12 protein-coding genes are annotated in these 17,059 nt (G+C 73.5%); 11 read left to right on the top strand and 1 reads right to left on the bottom strand.

Features of this window, described 5'->3' with window-relative positions; translation table 11 throughout:
* Window positions 1-26 precede the first annotated feature (26 nt).
* From ccrA to AS857_RS36590, 11 genes are all read left to right on the top strand, one after another.
* Window positions 27-1,283: a crotonyl-CoA carboxylase/reductase gene (ccrA, locus tag AS857_RS36640; protein ID WP_058047814.1), complete on the top strand. Its 1,257-nt coding sequence runs from the start codon at window positions 27-29 to the stop codon at window positions 1,281-1,283.
* 53 nt (window positions 1,284-1,336) lie between these two features.
* The gene (locus AS857_RS36635) at window positions 1,337-2,536 is read left to right on the top strand and encodes a cytochrome P450 (protein WP_058047813.1); all 1,200 of its coding nucleotides are present in this window, start codon (window positions 1,337-1,339) and stop codon (window positions 2,534-2,536) included.
* Window positions 2,537-2,863: 327 nt separating this feature from the next.
* Window positions 2,864-4,078, top strand: coding sequence for a cytochrome P450 (locus AS857_RS36630; RefSeq protein WP_058047812.1), 1,215 nt, complete (start codon window positions 2,864-2,866; stop codon window positions 4,076-4,078).
* Window positions 4,079-4,089: 11 nt separating this feature from the next.
* Window positions 4,090-4,284 carry a ferredoxin gene (locus AS857_RS36625; protein ID WP_058047811.1) on the top strand — a complete coding sequence of 65 codons (195 nt, stop codon included), beginning with the start codon at window positions 4,090-4,092 and terminating at the stop codon, window positions 4,282-4,284.
* A 426-nt stretch (window positions 4,285-4,710) separates the two neighbouring features.
* Entirely contained in the window at window positions 4,711-5,367 is a 657-nt protein-coding gene (locus AS857_RS36620; protein WP_420824012.1) for a PAS domain-containing protein, read from the top strand.
* A 207-nt stretch (window positions 5,368-5,574) separates the two neighbouring features.
* A complete protein-coding gene (locus tag AS857_RS36615; protein WP_058047810.1) occupies window positions 5,575-8,385 on the top strand; it encodes a helix-turn-helix transcriptional regulator in 2,811 nt (936 codons plus the stop codon).
* Window positions 8,386-8,399: 14 nt separating this feature from the next.
* Window positions 8,400-9,200, top strand: a complete 801-nt coding sequence (locus AS857_RS36610; protein ID WP_058047809.1) for an ATP-binding protein — start codon at window positions 8,400-8,402, stop codon at window positions 9,198-9,200.
* A 246-nt stretch (window positions 9,201-9,446) separates the two neighbouring features.
* Window positions 9,447-11,045, top strand: a complete 1,599-nt coding sequence (locus tag AS857_RS36605) for a LuxR family transcriptional regulator (RefSeq protein WP_144440936.1) — start codon at window positions 9,447-9,449, stop codon at window positions 11,043-11,045.
* Window positions 11,042-13,783, top strand: a complete 2,742-nt coding sequence (locus AS857_RS36600) for an AAA family ATPase (RefSeq protein ID WP_058047807.1) — start codon at window positions 11,042-11,044, stop codon at window positions 13,781-13,783. The genes AS857_RS36605 and AS857_RS36600 overlap by 4 nt, the downstream gene beginning before the upstream one ends.
* Before the next feature lie 406 nt (window positions 13,784-14,189).
* Window positions 14,190-15,800 carry a GMC oxidoreductase gene (locus AS857_RS36595; protein WP_058047818.1) on the top strand — a complete coding sequence of 537 codons (1,611 nt, stop codon included), beginning with the start codon at window positions 14,190-14,192 and terminating at the stop codon, window positions 15,798-15,800.
* A 130-nt stretch (window positions 15,801-15,930) separates the two neighbouring features.
* Window positions 15,931-16,644 carry a thioesterase II family protein gene (locus AS857_RS36590; protein ID WP_058047806.1) on the top strand — a complete coding sequence of 238 codons (714 nt, stop codon included), beginning with the start codon at window positions 15,931-15,933 and terminating at the stop codon, window positions 16,642-16,644.
* A 34-nt stretch (window positions 16,645-16,678) separates the two neighbouring features.
* Here AS857_RS36590 and AS857_RS40215 read toward each other — a convergent pair whose 3' ends face one another.
* Window positions 16,679-16,855, bottom strand: coding sequence for a hypothetical protein (locus AS857_RS40215; RefSeq protein ID WP_160330294.1), 177 nt, complete (start codon window positions 16,853-16,855; stop codon window positions 16,679-16,681).
* Between the last annotated feature and the right edge of the window lie 204 nt (window positions 16,856-17,059).

Here is a 17,059-nt window from a genome sequence, read left to right as displayed (position 1 = left end):
AGACAGAGCAGATGTGGGAGACAGACATGACGAAGGCTCTCTACGAGATCGGCGAGACCCCGCCGCTCGGTGAGGTCCCGCCGCAGATGTACGCCTCGGTGATCCGGCAGAACCGCTTCGGCCAGCCGAAGCAGGCGTTCCGCACCGAGGTCGTCGACACCCCCGCCGTGGGCCGGGGCCAGGTGCTGGTCTACGTGATGGCCGCCGGCATCAACTACAACAACGTGTGGTCCTCGCTGGGCACGCCGGTCGACGTCATCGGGATGCGTCAGCGCCAGGGCCGGCCCGAGGACTTCCACATCGGCGGCTCGGAGGCCTCCGGCGTGGTCTGGGCCGTCGGCGAAGGCGTCCGCAACGTCAAGGTCGGCGACCAGGTGCTGGTCACCAGCGGCCAGTGGGACGAGACCGCCGAGGACATCCGGCTGGGCACGGACCCCCTGGTCTCGGAGAGCATCAAGGCCTGGGGATACGAGACCAACTACGGCTCCTTCGCGCAGTTCTGCCGCGTCGACGAGTACCAGTGCCACCCCAAGCCCGCCCACCTGTCGTGGGAGAAGTCGGCGGCCTTCCTGCTCACCGGGCCCACCGCCTACCGGCAGCTCCTGGGCTGGCAGGGCAACACGGTCCGCCCCGGCGACCCCGTCCTCATCTGGGGCGGCGCGGGCGGCCTCGGCTCGATGGCCATCCAGATCGTCAGGCTGGCCGGCGGCATCCCGATCGCCGTGGTCTCCGACGAGGACCGCGCCGCGTACTGCCGCAGCCTCGGGGCGGAAGGCACCATCAACCGCCGCGACTTCGACCACTGGGGCCGGCTGCCCGACGTCGGGGACGCCGAGGCGTCGGCACGGTTCCTGCGCGGCGCCCGCGGGATCGGCAAGAAGATCTGGGAGATCCTCGGCGAGCGCAAGTCCCCGCGGATCGTGCTGGAGCACAGCGGCCAGGACACCCTGCCGACCTCGATGTACCTGTGCGACAACGCCGGCATGGTGGTGATCTGCGGCGGCACCTCCGGCTACAACGGCGACGTCGACCTGCGCCACCTGTGGATGCGCTCCAAGCGCCTCCAGGGCTCGCACTACGCCGGCACCCGCGAGTGCCGCGAGGTCATCAGCCTCGTCGGCTCCGGCATGCTCGACCCCTGCCTGTCCGCCTGCGAGGGCTTCGAGGACATCGGGCGCATGCACCAGATGATGCACGACAACGTGCACCCCTCCGGGAACATGGCCGTCCTCGTGAACGCGCCCCGGCGCGGTGAGACGACGCTCGCACTCCCCGCCGCCTGACCGATCCCGCCGCAGGAACCCTCCCCCTCCCACCAGCAAGTGCAAGGAGAGTCATGTCCCAGCCCACCGCCGGCGCGCCCGCCGTCCCCAAAGCCCGCAGCTGCCCGTTCCTGCCGCCGGACGGCTTCGCCGACATCCGGGAGGCCGCCCCGGTGACCCGGGCCACCTTCACCAGCGGCCGGGAGGCGTGGCTGGTGACCGGCTACGAGCAGGTCCGCGCCCTGCTGCGCGACCCCTCGTTCAGCGTCCAGGTGCCCCACGCGCTGCACACCCAGGACGGCGTCGTCACCCAGAAGCCCGGCCGCGGCAGCCTGCTGTGGCAGGACGAGCCGGAGCACACCGCCGACCGCAAGCTGCTCGCCAAGGAGTTCACCGTCCGGCGCATGCAGGCGCTCCGGCCGAACATCCAGCGCATCGTCGACGAGCACCTCGACGCCATCGAGGCGCAGGGCGGCCCGGTCGACCTGGTGAAGACCTTCGCCAACCCGGTGCCGTCCATGGTGATCTCCGACCTGTTCGGCGTCCCGGTCGAGCGGCGGGCGGAGTTCCAGGAGATCGCCGAGGCGATGATGCGCGTCGACCAGGACGTCGCCGCCACCGAGGCCGCCGGCATGCGCCTGGGCGGGCTGCTCTACCAGCTCGTCCAGGAGCGCCGGGCCAACCCGGGCGACGACCTGATCTCGGCGCTGATCACCACCGAGGACACCGACGGCGTCGTCGACGACATGTTCCTCATGAACGCGGCCGGCACCCTGCTGATCGCGGCCCACGACACCACCGCGTGCATGATCGGTCTCGGTGCCGCGCTGCTGCTCGACCGCCCCGACCAGCTGGCCCTGCTCCGCGAGGACCCGTCGCTGATCGGCAACACGGTCGAGGAGCTGCTGCGCTACCTCACCATCGGCCAGTTCGGCGGCGAGCGCGTCGCCACCGAGGACGTGGAGCTCGACGGCGTCCGCATCGCCAAGGGCGAGCAGGTCGTCGCGCACGTCCTGGCCGCCGACTTCGACCCCGCCTTCGTGGAGGAGCCGGAGCGGTTCGACATCACCCGCCGCCCCGCGCCGCACCTGGCCTTCGGCTTCGGCGCCCACCAGTGCATAGGCCAGCAACTCGCCCGGATCGAGCTCCAGATCGTCTTCGAGACGCTCTTCCGGCGCTTCCCGACCCTGCGCCTGGCCAAGCCCGTCGAGGAGCTCCGCTTCCGCAACGACATGGTCTTCTACGGCGTGCACGAGCTCCCCGTCACCTGGTGACCCCCGCGCCCCGGTGAAGCCCCCACCCGGTGAGCAGCGCCCGCGGCCCGCGGGCGCTGCTCACCTTTCCGGCGCCGGGTCGTGCCGGGAGGACCGGGAGGGCCGCGAACACTAGGGGTTGCCCTACTTCCGGGCGCATAGCCTGGCGGACATTGGGATTCCGACGAGGCGGCGGTCCGGTGCGGCTCCTTCGGCAATTGTCCGAGCCAGGGTCCGGGACTGAACGATCAGGCGTTGACCGAACCGCGAAAGGCCTTGCTGACGGATTGAATTTACTCGCCAGTATCCATGAATGACGGCTCCGCTGATCGTTTTGAAAGGCACGACATGACCGAGACCGATATCCGCTCCACCGGGTCGCCGGACCTCGCCTTCCCCCAGGACCGGACCTGCCCGTACCAGCCGCCGAAGGCCTACGCGGACGGGCGGGGCCAGGGCCCGCTGTCGCGGGTGGAGCTGTTCGACGGCCGCCCGGCGTGGATGGTGACGGGGCATGCCGAAGGGCGTGCGCTGCTCGCCGACCCCCGGCTGTCCTCCGACTGGGGCCACCCGGTCTTCCCCGTCGTCGTCCGGCGCACGGAGGACCGCGGCGGCCTCGCGTTCCCGCTGATCGGTGTCGACGACCCCGAGCACGCCCGGCAGCGCCGCATGCTGATTCCCAGCTTCGGCGTCAAGCGCATGGCCGCCATGCGCCCCCTGATCCAGGACCTCGTCGACCGGCTGTTGGACGACATGCTGGAGAAGGGGCCGACCGCGGACCTGGTGTCGGCCTTCGCCCTGCCCGTGCCCTCCATGGCGATCTGCGAGCTGCTCGGCGTCCCGTACGGCGACCACGACTTCTTCGAGGAGCGTTCGCGCGACTTCGTGGGCGCCGCGACCTCCGCGGAGGCCGACGCGGCCTTCGCCGCGCTGTACGGCTACCTGCACGGCCTGGTCGCGAAGAAGCAGGCCGAACCCGGCGACGGCCTGCTGGACGAGCTGATAGCACGTCAGCTCGAAGAAGGCGCACTGGACCACAACGAGGTGGTCATGATCGCGCTGGTCCTGCTGGTGGCCGGCCACGAGACCACCGTCAACGCGATCGCCCTCGGCGCCCTCACGCTCCTCGAACACCCCGAGCAGCTCGAAGCCCTGCGCAACGATCCCGGCCTGATCTCCGGAACGGTCGAGGAACTGCTGCGGTTCACCTCCGTCTCGGACTACATGGTCCGGATGGCCAAGGAGGACATCGAGGTCGGCGACGAGACCATCAAGGCCGGGGACGCCGTGGTGGTCTCCATCTCGCTGATGAACCGCGACGCCAAGGCGTACGAGAACCCCGACGCCTTCGACGTCCGGCGGAACGCGCGGCACCACGTCGGCTTCGGCCACGGCATCCACCAGTGCCTCGGGCAGAACCTCGCGCGTGCCGAGATCGAAATCGCCCTCGGCACGCTCGTCACCCGCATCCCGGGCCTGCGGCTGGCCGTACCCGTCGATGCCGTGCCCATCAAGGCGGGCCACGACGCCCAGGGCCCGGTCGAGCTCCCCGTGACCTGGTGAGGGCCGGGGCCATGCGCATCACCATCGACCGCGACCGGTGCATCGGCTCGGGCCAGTGCGTCATGACCGCGCCCGGCGTCTTCACCCAGGACGACGACGCGGTGGTCGCCCTGCTCCCCGGCCAGGAGGACGGGTCGGGTGACCCGCGCGTGCGCGACGTCCCGATGGCCTGTCCGGTCCAGGCGGTCACGATCTCCGGCGACTGAGCCGCGGGGACCGGAAGCCGTGGGGGCCGCGACCGTGCATACGGTCGCGGCCCCCACGTGCATGGCCGGGGTCGTGGCCGGCCCGGGGCTCCCGCCGCCTCCGGGAGAAATGATTGACGACTTTTTACCGGCGTGTCATCCCCCGGTAATAGTCCGCGTATGGGGAGTGAAAGACCGGCTCAAGCCTGGCGCAAAGGCGGGGGGCGCTGGCGCGACTTCGACCGTACCGAACCCCGTAGTCGTAGCGGGCCGGGTACCGAACCATTGCCGCGGAGCCGCAGCTTTAAGCCCGCACTGCCGGGTGGTCGTTGACCACGCGTCTCGCCGCTAACTAGCCTCTAATTGATTTCACTTTCCATAAGTTTCCTGAAGGGGAACCCTTCCTTGTCGAATGCAGCCCCTACCGCCATTGATCCGGCCCGTTCCGTGGCTCACGACACGCCGTTCGGCGGCCGGGGACGGTACGCGGACACGCATCAGCAGCCCGACCATCCGGGCCTGTGCATGGCGAGCCTCGATAGGGCCCTGACCATCCAGCAGGCGAACCAGGAGTTCTTCCGGCAGTTCAACGGTTCGTCCGAGGAGATATGCGGCCGCAGCTTCCGCGATGTGGTGCACCCGAGCGTCCGGCAGCCGCTGATGCGCCAGTTCTCCCACCTTCTGGAAGGCAAGCACCAGCGCTTCGTCACTCCCGTCATCGCCGTGGGCCCCGGTGAGGAGCCGCCCTTCACCGTTCCCCTCACCGCGGTCGCGGTGCGCGGCGGCCTGCCCGGCACGACGGCGATCCTGGTCATGATGCCCACGACCCGGGACGCCGAAGGAACGCGCGTGGTCACCAACCGGAAGAAGATCCTCTCCGAGATGGACGCCCGCATCCTCGAGGGCATCGCCGCCGGCGTCTCCACCGTCCCCCTGGCCTCGCGCCTCTACCTGAGCCGGCAGGGCGTCGAGTACCACGTGACCTGCCTGCTGCGGAAGCTGAAGGTGCCCAACCGTGCCGCCCTGGTCTCCCGTGCCTACTCCATGGGCGTGCTCAAGGTCGGGACGTGGCCGCCGGAGGTCGTGGAGGACTTCGTGAAGTGAACGGACAGGCCCCCTCGCCTCCGCGCCACAGAGCAGCGACAATTCGGCCAGAATGCCTGTGTTCTGACTCAAAGATGAGTGGAACCATTCCATACGGTTTCTTACTGTTGTGCCGAGTGGATCATGTGAACCGGCTCCCCCGGAGGGCCGACCGCCGACGCACCGACCGTCATGGGGGGTCGCGTCGGACTTCATGAAAGGAACGCTTTGGCGGTCAGTGCTGAGACGCGTCACGAGACTTCCCAGGACCTGGTCGGCCGCTCCGCCGAACTGAACAGTGTGCTGCGGCAGGCCGGCCGGGCCCGGGCGGGGACCGCACAGGCCCTGCTGCTCCGGGGACCGGCAGGAATCGGCAGGAGCAGCCTGCTGGCCGCCGTCACCGGTCGCCTGCGAGCCGACGGCTTCACCGTGCGCACCGTCAGCGGCGGTTCCGCGCCCGGCCGGGTCGTCGACGTTCTCACCCCTCCCGCCGGGCCCGCGGCCGCGGACCCCGCCGGGCCGTCGCCCGACCTGTACACGAGCTGCCGCCGGTTCCACGGCGAGCTCCTCCGGCTGCTGGCCGACGGCCCGCTGGCCATCGTCCTCGACGACGCCCAGTGGTGCGACGAAACGTCCCTGCGCTGCCTCGACTTCGTCCTGCGCAGGACCGCCGCGCAACCCCTCCTCGTGCTCCTCGCCCAGCGCACGGAGAGCGACGGCCCCGGCACGGCCGCCCTTGCCGAACTCCTGGCCCAGGACCGCTGCACGCTGCTGGAGCTGGGGCCGCTGAGCGAGCCCGACACCGGCCGGATGATCGCGCGGGTGCTGGGCGGCCCCGTGACCCCGCTCTTCGCCCGGCGCTGCGCGGAGATCTGCGGAGGCAACCCGCAGCTGCTCGGGCGGCTGCTCAACGGGCTGCGCTGGGCCGGAATCCGCCCTGACCGCGGCGGCCTGCGCCGGCTGCGCGCGGTCCACCACAGCATCCTCGCCTCGCTGATCCCCGGCTTCCTGGCCGGTCAGCCCCGCCCCGTACAGCAGGTGGCCACGGCGCTGGCCGTTCTCGGCCGCGCCGAGCCCGATCTGCTGGGCGCACTGTCGGGCGTCCCGGCCCGGCACGTGGAGACCGCCCTCGGCGTGCTGCGCCGGTTCGAGGCCGTCGCCCCCGGACGGCGCGGCCCGGTGATGCGCGAACCCCTCCGCCGGGCCGTCCTGGCAGGCCTGCCGACCGGCACCTTGCACGAACTGCGGGCCCGGGCCGCCGGGCTGCTCAACGACGCCGGCCGGCCGGCCACCGAAATCGTCGGCCAACTCGTCTCCCTGGACCGCATCGACGAGCCGTGGATGCTCGCCGTGCTGCGCGACGCCATCGCCGAATCACCCGGCCGGGTCGCCACCAGGGACGTGGTCACCTGCCTGCGGAGCGCCCTGACGGCACGGCTCACGCCCGCCGAACGCAAGGACGTCCACCGCGAACTCGCCAGAGCCTGCGCCCTCACGGCACCCGCAGCCGCGCTCTGGCACCTGCACCAGGCCCTCGCCGCCGCCCCGGACGCCCGGGAGAAGGCCGCCATCGCCGTCGACTACGGCCTCTCGGCCGCCGGGACCCGCCACGCGGCCGACGCCGTGCGCATCCTCGGAGACGTCCTGGACGACCTCGACGCCGGCCTGGGCGGCGAACCCGGGAGCGCCGACCGCGAACTGCGCACCACCGTCGCCTCGGCTCTCCTCGTCACCGCCGTCAACGACACGACGGCCATGTCCGCGGCTCGCGAACGGGCCCTCACCTGGGAGCTGCCGTACGGCGACAGCCCCGCCGAGCGCCAGCTGCTGGCCGCCATGAGCGTCATGGCCTGCCTGGAGGGCCGGCCGGCCGGGGAGGCGGCCGCCCTCGCCCGCACGGCGCTACGGGTCGAGGACGAGGCCCCCGCCGCCGGCTGGTGGGTCATCGGCCCCTCCACCGTGCTCGGCCTGGCGGACGCCGTCGACGAGGCGCTGGCCGGCCTGGAGCGCTCCTGCGCCGGCGGCCTCGCCCGCCACGGCGCGAGGGTGCGGGTCCCGGCGCTGGCCGGCCGTTCCCTCGCCCTCCACGACGCCGGCGACATCCCCGGCGCCCTGCGGCAGGCGCAGGCCGCTCTCGTGCTCGCCGAGCGGGACGGGCAGGGCGACCCCGCGCCCATGGCCCACATCGCCCTGGGCAGTTCCCTGCTCTCCGCGGGCCGCACCGCCGACGCGTGCGTCGTGCTGGACCGCCTCGTGCGCACCGACTTCGTGCTCGAACACCGCCTCTTCGAGTGGCACCACTACCTCTACGTCCGCGGCCGGGCGCTGCGCGAACAGGGCGACCTGGAAGGCGCCCTGGCGGTGTGGCGCAGGTGCGGCCGCAGCCTGGAGGAGGCAGGCGTGGCCAACCCGCTCCTGGCCCCCTGGTGGCTGCCCGCCACCACCACCCTTGCCAGTCTCGGCCGGACCGCCGAGGCCGCCGGGATCGTCGAGCGGGTCCAGCCGGACATCCGGCGCTGGGGCACCCCCCGGGCCCTCGGCCTGGGCCTGCTCGCCGCGGCCTGCGTCGCCGAGGGCCGGGCCCGGCTGCGGCTGCTCGGCGACTCGGTGGACGCCCTGGCCTCCTCCCCGGCCCGCCTGGAGCTCGGCAAAGCCGAATTCCAGCTCGCCCACGAACTGCTGCGCCACGGCGACACCGACGGCGCCCGCCGCCACCTGCGCCGCGTCATCGAACGGGCCACCCACTGCGGATACCACCTGCTCGCCGCCATCGCGCGCAGACTGCTGGTCACCGCGGGCGGACGGATGCCGCAGCTCGCCGCCAGCCCGCTGGACTCCCTCACCGCCGGCGAGCGCCGCGTGGCCGCCCTGGCCCACGACGGAGCGAGCAACAAGAAGATCGCCGAGACGCTGTTCGTCACCACCCGCACGGTCGAGATGCATCTGACCAACGTCTACCGCAAGCTCGGCGTACGGGGCCGCGCCGAGCTCCCCGGCGGCCTTCGCACCCCCGCCGGACTGCAGGCGACGGGCCGGTGACCGGGAGAAGGGCCATGTCACCGGCCACCACCCCGCAGCCCGCCCCCCGTACGCCCGGCGACGGACCCGGCGCACCCTCGCCGCTCGCCGGCCGTGAACGGGAAGAGGCCCTGCTCTCCGCCGCACTGCAGCATCTGCGCCGGGGCCGGCCCGTGCTCGCCGAGGTGCACGGGCCGCCCGGCACCGGCCGCAGCGCCCTGCTGGAGCGCGCGGTCACCCTGGCCGGGCAGGCCGGCATCCCGGTCGCCGCCGCCCAGGCCTGCCCGGAGGAGACCGGCCTGCCCTACAGCCTCGCCGCCGAACTGCACAGGGCCCTGGCGCGCAGCGGCCACGCCGCGGCCCCGCCGCCGCACCAGGGCCCGTGGGAGCCGGAACGAGCCGCCCTGTGCCGTACCTTCCTCGCCGCCGCCCGCAGCGAGCCGCTGCTCCTCGTCGTCGACGACCTCCAGTACGCCGACCCGGCGAGCCTGAGCTGGCTGCAGGCACTCGGCCGCCGCCTCGCGGGCACCTCCCTGATGCTGCTCACCTCCCGCAGCGACGCCGCCCCCGCCGGACCCGGGGACCGCATCGACGCGTGCCCGCTGGACGGCGAGCACACCGTCGCCCGTCACGCCCTCGCCCTCGGCCCGTTGCCGGACCCTGCCGTCGGCGACCTCCTCGCCCGGGCATGGGACACCCCGGCCGACCCCGCGTTCCAGGAAGCGGCGGCACGCGCCGTCGACGGGAATCCCGCCCTGCTGCGTTCGGTCACCAGTCAGTTCGCATGCCACGGATGGCGGCCGGCCGCCATCCGTGGCATGCGAACTGACTGGTGACCGAACGCAGCAGGGCGGGATTCCCGTCGACGGCGCGTGCCGCCGCTTCCTGGACGGCCTCGTCCCCGCCCTCTGGGCGGGCGCGGCCGCGGTGGCGCTCGGGGCGCTGGCGGCGACCCTGATCCCGCCGCGGCGTGACACGCCCCGGGCGGGGCGAGGCCCCCCGCCCCCCGGCGGGGGGGGGCCGCCCGCCACCGCACCGCCGGCCGGACGGCCGACGCCGCCCCCGACAGCGCGGTGGCCCGCATGCTGCTGGGCGCGCGGCCCGACGGCGCCGCCTGGGCCGTCGGCCTCCTGCGCGGCGAGGCCGCCCGCCACCGCACCGCCGGCCGGACGGCCGACGCCGCCCGGCTGCTCCGGCGCGCCCTGCGCGAACCGGCCCCGCCCGCGCAGCGCGTCCCGCTGCTGACCGAACTCGCGGCCGCCCTCCTGCCCTCCGACCCGGAGGCCGCCGACCGGCACCTGCGTCAGGCCCTGCTCACCCCCGCCGACGCCACCGCCGGGCGCGCCTGGGTGCGCGCCGCCGAACTCCTGGTGGCCCGCGGCGACATGACCGCCGCCCAGCCGCTGATCGCCCTGGCCGCCGAGCGCGCCGCACCGGACGGCGACGACGCGGGCGCCCTGCGCGCCCTGTACTGGCTCGCCGAACAGAGCGAGCCGGAAGCCGCCCACGAGCTGGACCGCCCTCCGGTCCCGCCGCTGTCCCCGCAGCCCGCCGGACCGGCGGAGGCCGCGGCCGCAGCCTGGCGCACCGCTCTGCGCGGCCAGGACATCGGCCTCGCCCGCCGCCTGGCCCGCACCGCCCTCGCCCCGGACACCCGCCGTACCGTGCCGCTCCTCCTGCAGGTCGCCGCCTGCCACGTGCTGGTGCTCAGCGGCGACCACGAGGAGGCCTGCACCGCCCTCGACGCGGTGCTCGTACGCGCCCAGTACGCGGACGTGCGCCCGGTGGCCGGCCTGGCCCTGCTCGTCACCGGTCTCGCCGAACTGGGCCGCGGACGGCCCGGCGCCGCGTCGGACGCCCTGGACCGGGCCGCGGAGGCCATGCTCGGCAAGTGCCGCTCTCCGTTCCTCACCCCGGGGCTGATCGCCCTCGCGGCCCTGGTGCAGCTGGAACAGGACGATCCGGACGAAGCCGAACGGCTCCTCGCCCTGGCACAGCCGTACGGCACCACAGCCGGACTGGCCGGGGCCCTCCTGTTCTACGCCCGGGGCCGGACCCACCTGGCCCGCGGCCACCGGGAGAAGGCCCTGGCCGATCTGCTGGAGTGCGGGCGCCGGCTGCTCGCCCGGCAGGTGACCAACCCCGCGTTCCTGCCCTGGCGCTGGGTCGCCGCCTCGGCCTGCGGCACTCCCGCGGACGACCCCGTGGCCGCAGGCCTCCTCGCCGAGGAGCAGCACCTCGCACGTGCCTGGGGCGTCCCCGGGGCCCGGCCCGGGGACGCCGCGGACGGAGGACGGCCGCCCGCGGACCCCGGTGCTGCGGAGCCCGCCGGCCGGCGCACACCTGGCTCCTCCCGGCGCGCCGCCCCCACCGGGCACCGCAACCAGGCCCGCGGCGGCAGGCCGCCCGCCGCCCTCGCGGAGGACCGGCGTGCGGAGGACCGACGGCTCCCGCCCCACCCCGCCCCCGCACCGGCACCCCGGCAGGAACTGACCGGCGCCGAGCTGCGGGTGGCCGCGCTGGCCGCCGACGGCCTGCCCAACCGGGCCATCGCGTCCCGGCTGTCGGTCACCCCGCGCACCGTCGAACTGCACCTGACCAAGACCTACCGCAAGCTGGGCATCCAGGGCCGGCCCGAACTGGCCGCCGCGCTGGGGCACCGAACGAAGGCAACATCATGAAACCGCTTCGCGGACGGCAACGCGAACTCGACCTGATCGCCGCGGCGATGGACTCCGCCCGCCGGGGCGACGGCCGCCTGCTGGCCGTGACCGGCGGCATCGGCAGCGGCAAGACCGCCCTGCTGCGACGGCTGCCCGCACTCGCCGAAAAGCACGGCCTGCGCGTCCTGACCGCCGCCTGCGCCCCGCAGGAGCAGGACTTCCCCTTCGGCGTCGTGAGCCAGCTCCTCGACCCGCTCCCGGGCTGCCGGGCCCTCGACCCCGTACCCGGCCCGGACCGGTTCACCGAACTCCTCTCCTTCGTCACCGAGTACAGCGCCGGCAAACCCCTCCTGGTCCTCGTGGACGACCTCCAGTGGGCCGACCCTCCCTCCCTGCGCTGGCTCGGCGCGCTCGCCAAACGGCTGCCCGGCTTGCGCACCACCATGGTCGTCGGAGTACGGGAGGGCGAGCCGGGCGCGGACGCACCGCCGGTGCAGGCCCTCACGGAACGCGCCGGCCCCCTCCTCCACCTGCCCCCGCTGCCCGTGGAGACCGTCGAGGCCCTCGTCGCCGACCACCTGGGCCACCCCGGCGACCCCGCGCAGATCGCCGCCTGCCACCAGGCATCGGGCGGCAACCCCCTGTTCCTCACCGCGGCTCTGGCCGCCCTCGCCCCGGACGAACCGCTGCCCGGGCATGCCCTCGCCGTGCCCGAACCCCGGCTCGTCGTGCTGCACGAGCGCCTCACCGTCGCCCTGCGCACCCAGCCGGCCCCGGTGCGCCGCCTCGCCCGGGCACTGGCGGTCCTCGACGAGGACGCAGGCCTCGAACTGGCCGGCCAGCTCGCAGAGCTCGACACCGCCGGCAGCGAGGAGGCCGCGCGATCCCTGCGCCGCCTCGGCCTGCTGACCGACGGCCCCGCACCGCGCTTCGTCCACCCCTCCGTACGGGAGGCCGCCGAGGAATCGATGACACCCGCGGAACACGAGGACGTCCACCTGCGTGCCGCGCAACTGCTGCACAGCGGAGGCCACCCGGCCGAAAGGGCGGCCGCCCAGCTCCTCGCCGTCACCTCGTGCCACGAGGACTGGACCGTCGAGGTACTGCGGTCCGCCGCAACCGCCGCACGACGGCGCGGAGCCCCCCAGGAAGCGGCCCGCTACCTGCGCCGGGCCCTGCTCGGCAGCTCGTCGTCCGGCGCCGACCGCGCAGCCCTGCTGCTCGACCTGGCCGCTTCGGAGCGCGACACCGACCCGCAAGCCGCCCTGCGGCACCTCTCCCAGGCCCTCCTCCTGCTCCCCACCCCCGCCGAGCGCGCGCTCGCCGCCGCCCGCACCCCTCCCTTCCTGCTCGGCAGCTGCCCCCCGCCGGTCATCGACACCGTCGCCGAGGTGGCCGCCGACCTGGGCGACCCGGACGGCCTCACCGGCGTCGAACGCCAGGCCGCCCTGCGGCTCGAGGCCCGGCTGCGCCACATCGCCGTGGCCGGACCGGGCGAGATCGGACGCTGTGCGGAACGGTTGCGCGCCCTGGGCGGCATGCCCCCGATCCACACCGCCGCCGAACGCGAACTGGTCACCGTTCTCCTGCACGGCGCCACCGTGACCCAGCAGATGGCCGCCGCCGACGTCGCCTTCCAGGCCAACCGCGTCCTCCAGCACGAACCCGCGGCCCCCTCCCACGTCCACACCGCACTGCCGCACCTGAGCGGCGTCCTGGTGGCCGCGGAATCGCTGGAGGCCATCGGCCCCTGGCTGATGATCGCGCGGGAACGCGCCCGCCGGGACGGCGCTCCCGTGCCCCGGGCGGTGATCGCCACCGAGCTCGCCCACCTCCAGCTGGCCCGGGGACGCCTGCAGGAGGCAAGGGCCCACGCCGAGGAAGCCCTCGGACTCGGCATGACGGAGTGGGCCACGCTGTCCTCCATGGCCGCCCTCGTCATGGTCACCGTCCACAGCCGGGACACCAGGCTGGCCCGACGGCTGCTCGCCCACCACCGCGAGGTCGCCGACCACGACTTCCGGCCCTCGCCCCTCCAGCTCCTCAGAGGCTCCGTCGCGGCCGTCGAGGGAGACCTGGCCACGGCCCTGGAGTACATCCTCGACTGGGGCCGCTCGGCGGAACGCGCCGAATGGCGCAACCCCGCCCTCGTCCCCTGGCGCACCTGGGCGGCCGGGCTGTACCACCGCCTGGGCCGGACCCAGCAGGCCCTCGACCTCGCCGACGAGGAGTACGAGCGGGCCGTGGCCTGGGGCACCCCCGTCACCATGGGCCGCGCCCAGCGGGTCAAGGGCGCGGTCACGGCGGGGGAGCGGGGCATCGAGCTGCTGCGCGAGTGCGCCGCCCTCCTGGAGGACTCCGTGAACACCATGGAAGCGGCACGCACCGAACTGCTCCTCGGCCGGCGGCTGCTGGCCGCCGGGCGGCACGCCGAGGGCGAGGTCAGGCTGCGCAGGGCCCGCGACCAGGCCCTCGCCTGCGGTGTGCCGTGGATCGCCGAGCGAGCGTCCCGGGAACTCGCCGACCCGGCCGGCTCCCGCACCCCGGTGGCGGTGGCGGCACTCACCCGCTCCGAACGCAGGGTCGCCGGGCTCGCCGCCAACGGGGTGCCCAACAAGGACATCGCCGAACGGCTCGAGGTGAGCTCACGCGCCGTGGAGAAGCACCTCACCAGCGCCTACCGCAAGCTCCACGTCGCCGGACGGGCCGAACTGGCCGCGTTCTCCCTCCTGCTGCCCGGCCCGGCGGACGGCTGACCGGGTCACCGACCGGGCGGCCGAGGACCGCCGGGCGCAGGGCCGAGCGGCCCACGTGCCCGAAAGCGGCCCGTACCGAACCGAAGCTCCCCTACCTGGGGTAACCGTACCTCCGGGCCCGGAATCCACAGGGTTAGTGCGGGCCCGTCCGGATTTGTTGACAGCCTTCTCGGGGTCTCCATACCGTCCACTTCGTGGTGCTCCAGGAGGCTCACCACCCGGCCCCGCACGCCGAGTGGACGTCTCCGGTCACCCGGACGAGAAGCGTGAACGGCCGCCGGCACCGGACCGCACCGGTACATCCCCACGGCCGTGCCGTCCCGCTCGCCCTCGCATTCGCCTTTCCTCTCCCCGAAAGCTCAGGAGAAACAGCGTGGTAGCACACCAGCCCCTGTCGCGCCGCCGCATGCTCGGCCTGGCGGCCTTGGGCGCCGCCGCACTCGCCGGCCAGACCACGATCACCGCCGCCCCCCGCGCGGCCGCCGCCGCCCGGACCGGCGGCGGGAGCGGGACGTTCGTCCCCGCCGTCGTGGTCGGCACCGGCTACGGCGCAGCCGTCTCCGCGCTGCGCCTCGGCGAGGCAGGGGTCCCCACGCTGATGCTGGAAATGGGCCAGCTGTGGAACCAGCCCGGCCCGGACGGCAACATCTTCAGCGGGATGCTCAAGCCCGACAAGCGCTCCAGCTGGTTCAAGACCCGCACGGAGGCCCCGCTGGGCTCCTTCCTGTGGCTGGACCTCGCCAACCGGGACATCGACCCCTACGCGGGCGTCCTGGACCGGGTGAACTTCGACCAGATGTCCGTGTACGTGGGACGCGGCGTCGGCGGCGGCTCGCTCGTCAACGGCGGCATGGCGGTCACGCCCCGGCGCTCGTACTTCGAGGAGGTGCTGCCCCAGGTCGACGCCGCCGAGATGTACGACCGGTACTTCCCGCGCGCCAACTCCACCCTCCGCGTGGGCAACATCGACAAGAGCTGGTTCGAGCAGACCGAGTGGTACAAGTTCGCCCGCGTCTCCCGCGAGCAGGCCGCGAAGGCCGGCCTGGGCACCACCTTCGTGCCCAACGTCTACGACTGGGACTACATGCGGCGCGAGGCCGACGGCACCGTGCCCAAGTCCGGGCTGGCCGCCGAGGTCATCTACGGCAACAACCACGGCAAGGTCTCCCTCGACAAGAGCTACCTGGCCGCCGCCCTGGGCACCGGCAAGGTCACCATCGAGACCCTGCACCAGGTCAAGACGATCCGTCAGCAGAAGGACGGCACGTACCTGCTGACCGTGGAGCAGAAGGACGCCGACGGCAAGCTGCTGGCGACCAAGGAGATCTCCTGCCGCCACCTCTTCCTCGGCGCCGGCAGCCTCGGCTCGACCGAACTGCTGCTGCGGGCCCGGGAGACCGGCACCCTGCCGAACCTCAGCTCCGAGGTCGGCGCGGGCTGGGGCCCCAACGGCAACATCATGACCGCCCGCGCCAACCACATGTGGAACCCCACGGGCACCAAGCAGTCGTCGATTCCCGCCCTGGGCATCGACGACTGGGACAACCCCGACGCCCCCGTCTTCGCCGAGATCGCGCCCATGCCGGCGGGCGTGGAGACCTGGGTCAGCCTCTACCTGGCCATCACCAAGAACCCCCAGCGCGGCACCTTCGTCTACGACGCGGCCAAGGACCGGGCGGACCTGCGCTGGACCCGGGAGCAGAACGCGCCCGCGGTCGCCGCCGCGAAGTCGCTGTTCGACCGCATCAACAAGGCCAACACCACGATGTACCGGTACGACCTCTTCGGCAAGCAGCTCAAGGCCTTCGCCGACGACTTCTGCTACCACCCGCTCGGCGGCTGCGTGCTGGGCAAGGCCACCGACAACTACGGCCGGGTCGCCGGTTACAAGAACCTCTACGTGACGGACGGCTCGCTCATCCCCGGCAGCATCGGCGTCAACCCCTTCGTCACCATCACGGCGCTGGCGGAGCGCAACGTCGAGCGCATCATCAAGCAGGACATCACCACGTCCTGAACCGCGGGCCGCAGGAACCCCGAGGAGGACCGGCCCCGGCCGGCCCTCCTCGGGGCGGCCCGGCAGGAGAACGCGGGCGGATGCTCGGAACTCCGCTGCTCCCTTCCCCACCCCGGAAAGGAACACCCCCGTGCACACCCCGCCCACCACGGCCGACGGCCTGTGGATCCGCAGGTTCCACCCGCGTCCCGACAGTCGCGTCCGGCTGGTGTGCCTGCCCCACGCGGGCGGCTCCGCCGGCTTCTACCTCCCCCTGTCCCGGGCCATGCCCGACAGCGTCGAAGTGCTGTGCGTGCAGTACCCCGGCCGCCAGGACCGCCGCACCGAACCGCTCGTCGACTCCGTACCGGTTCTCGCCGACAAGGTCTTCGGCGCCCTGCTCCCCTGGACCGACCGCCCGCTCGCCCTGTTCGGCCACGGCATGGGCGCCTCCCTCGCCTTCGAGATCGCCCGGCGCCTGGAACGGGCGGAGGACACCGCGCCCGCAGCCCTCTTCGTCTCCGGGCGCCCCGCCCCGTCCGCGCACCGCAGAGAGCGCGTCCACCGGCTGCCGGGCGACGAGGAGGTACTGCGCATGATCCTCCCGGCCAACCGGGCCGCCGACTACCGCGCCGCCGAAACGTACACCTGGGAACCTGGCCCACCCCTGCGCAGCCCCGTGACCTGCCTGGTCGGCGACGACGACCCGAAGGTGACCACGGAAGAGGCCGCAGCCTGGTCCGGACACACCGACGGCGCCTTCCTGCTGAAGGCCTTCCCCGGCGGGCACTTCTTCCTGGCCCAGCACTCCATGGAAATCGCGCACCTCCTGGCCGAGCAACTGGGGACACCCGTACGGGCGTAGGCCGGGGCTGCCCTTGCCGCTGGCGAGCCTCGTACTACGACGGGGCATCCGCATCATCTTCCATGCCGCCACCCCTGCTCCGTTGGCGGCGCCGGGCTGAGGAGAGGGCGCGGGCTGCGGCGATGGTCGTCGAGCTGAGCAGGGCCGCGAGATAGCCGCCGAAGACGTCGTGCAGGAGGAAATCGAGGGCGTCGCAGAGAGGTCGGGGCATGCGGCCACCGTGAACCCTCCCACCGTGCTGCCGGACGCCGGGGAACGCCGAAGGCCACTTCCCAAACTCCCGGGCACGACGGCGAACGAAGTGGAATGATCCGGGATGGGCGCGAACGGTTCCGAACATCAGGAGGAGAGGCATGGGGCGTTCGGGTCGGTTACGCATGCCGGACCTCCCGCCAGGCTCACGCCGTCGGCTCAA

It is taken from the genome of Streptomyces roseifaciens (assembly GCF_001445655.1).
In the GTDB taxonomy this organism is placed as follows: domain Bacteria; phylum Actinomycetota; class Actinomycetes; order Streptomycetales; family Streptomycetaceae; genus Streptomyces; species Streptomyces aureoversilis.
This window is presented reverse-complemented; position numbering and strand designations above follow the sequence as displayed.

What these genes read in the sequence shown, in the direction of transcription:
- ccrA (WP_058047814.1), top strand. Translation starts at nt 27, where the DNA reads ATGACGAAGGCTCTCTACGAGATCGGCGAGACCCCGCCGCTCGGTGAG.
- AS857_RS36635 (WP_058047813.1), top strand. Translation starts at nt 1,337, where the DNA reads ATGTCCCAGCCCACCGCCGGCGCGCCCGCCGTCCCCAAAGCCCGCAGC.
- AS857_RS36630 (WP_058047812.1), top strand. Translation starts at nt 2,864, where the DNA reads ATGACCGAGACCGATATCCGCTCCACCGGGTCGCCGGACCTCGCCTTC.
- AS857_RS36625 (WP_058047811.1), top strand. Translation starts at nt 4,090, where the DNA reads ATGCGCATCACCATCGACCGCGACCGGTGCATCGGCTCGGGCCAGTGC.
- AS857_RS36610 (WP_058047809.1), top strand. Translation starts at nt 8,400, where the DNA reads ATGTCACCGGCCACCACCCCGCAGCCCGCCCCCCGTACGCCCGGCGAC.
- AS857_RS36605 (WP_144440936.1), top strand. Translation starts at nt 9,447, where the DNA reads ATGCTGCTGGGCGCGCGGCCCGACGGCGCCGCCTGGGCCGTCGGCCTC.
- AS857_RS36600 (WP_058047807.1), top strand. Translation starts at nt 11,042, where the DNA reads ATGAAACCGCTTCGCGGACGGCAACGCGAACTCGACCTGATCGCCGCG.
- AS857_RS36595 (WP_058047818.1), top strand. Translation starts at nt 14,190, where the DNA reads ATGCTCGGCCTGGCGGCCTTGGGCGCCGCCGCACTCGCCGGCCAGACC.
- AS857_RS40215 (WP_160330294.1), bottom strand. Translation starts at nt 16,855, where the DNA reads ATGCCCCGACCTCTCTGCGACGCCCTCGATTTCCTCCTGCACGACGTC.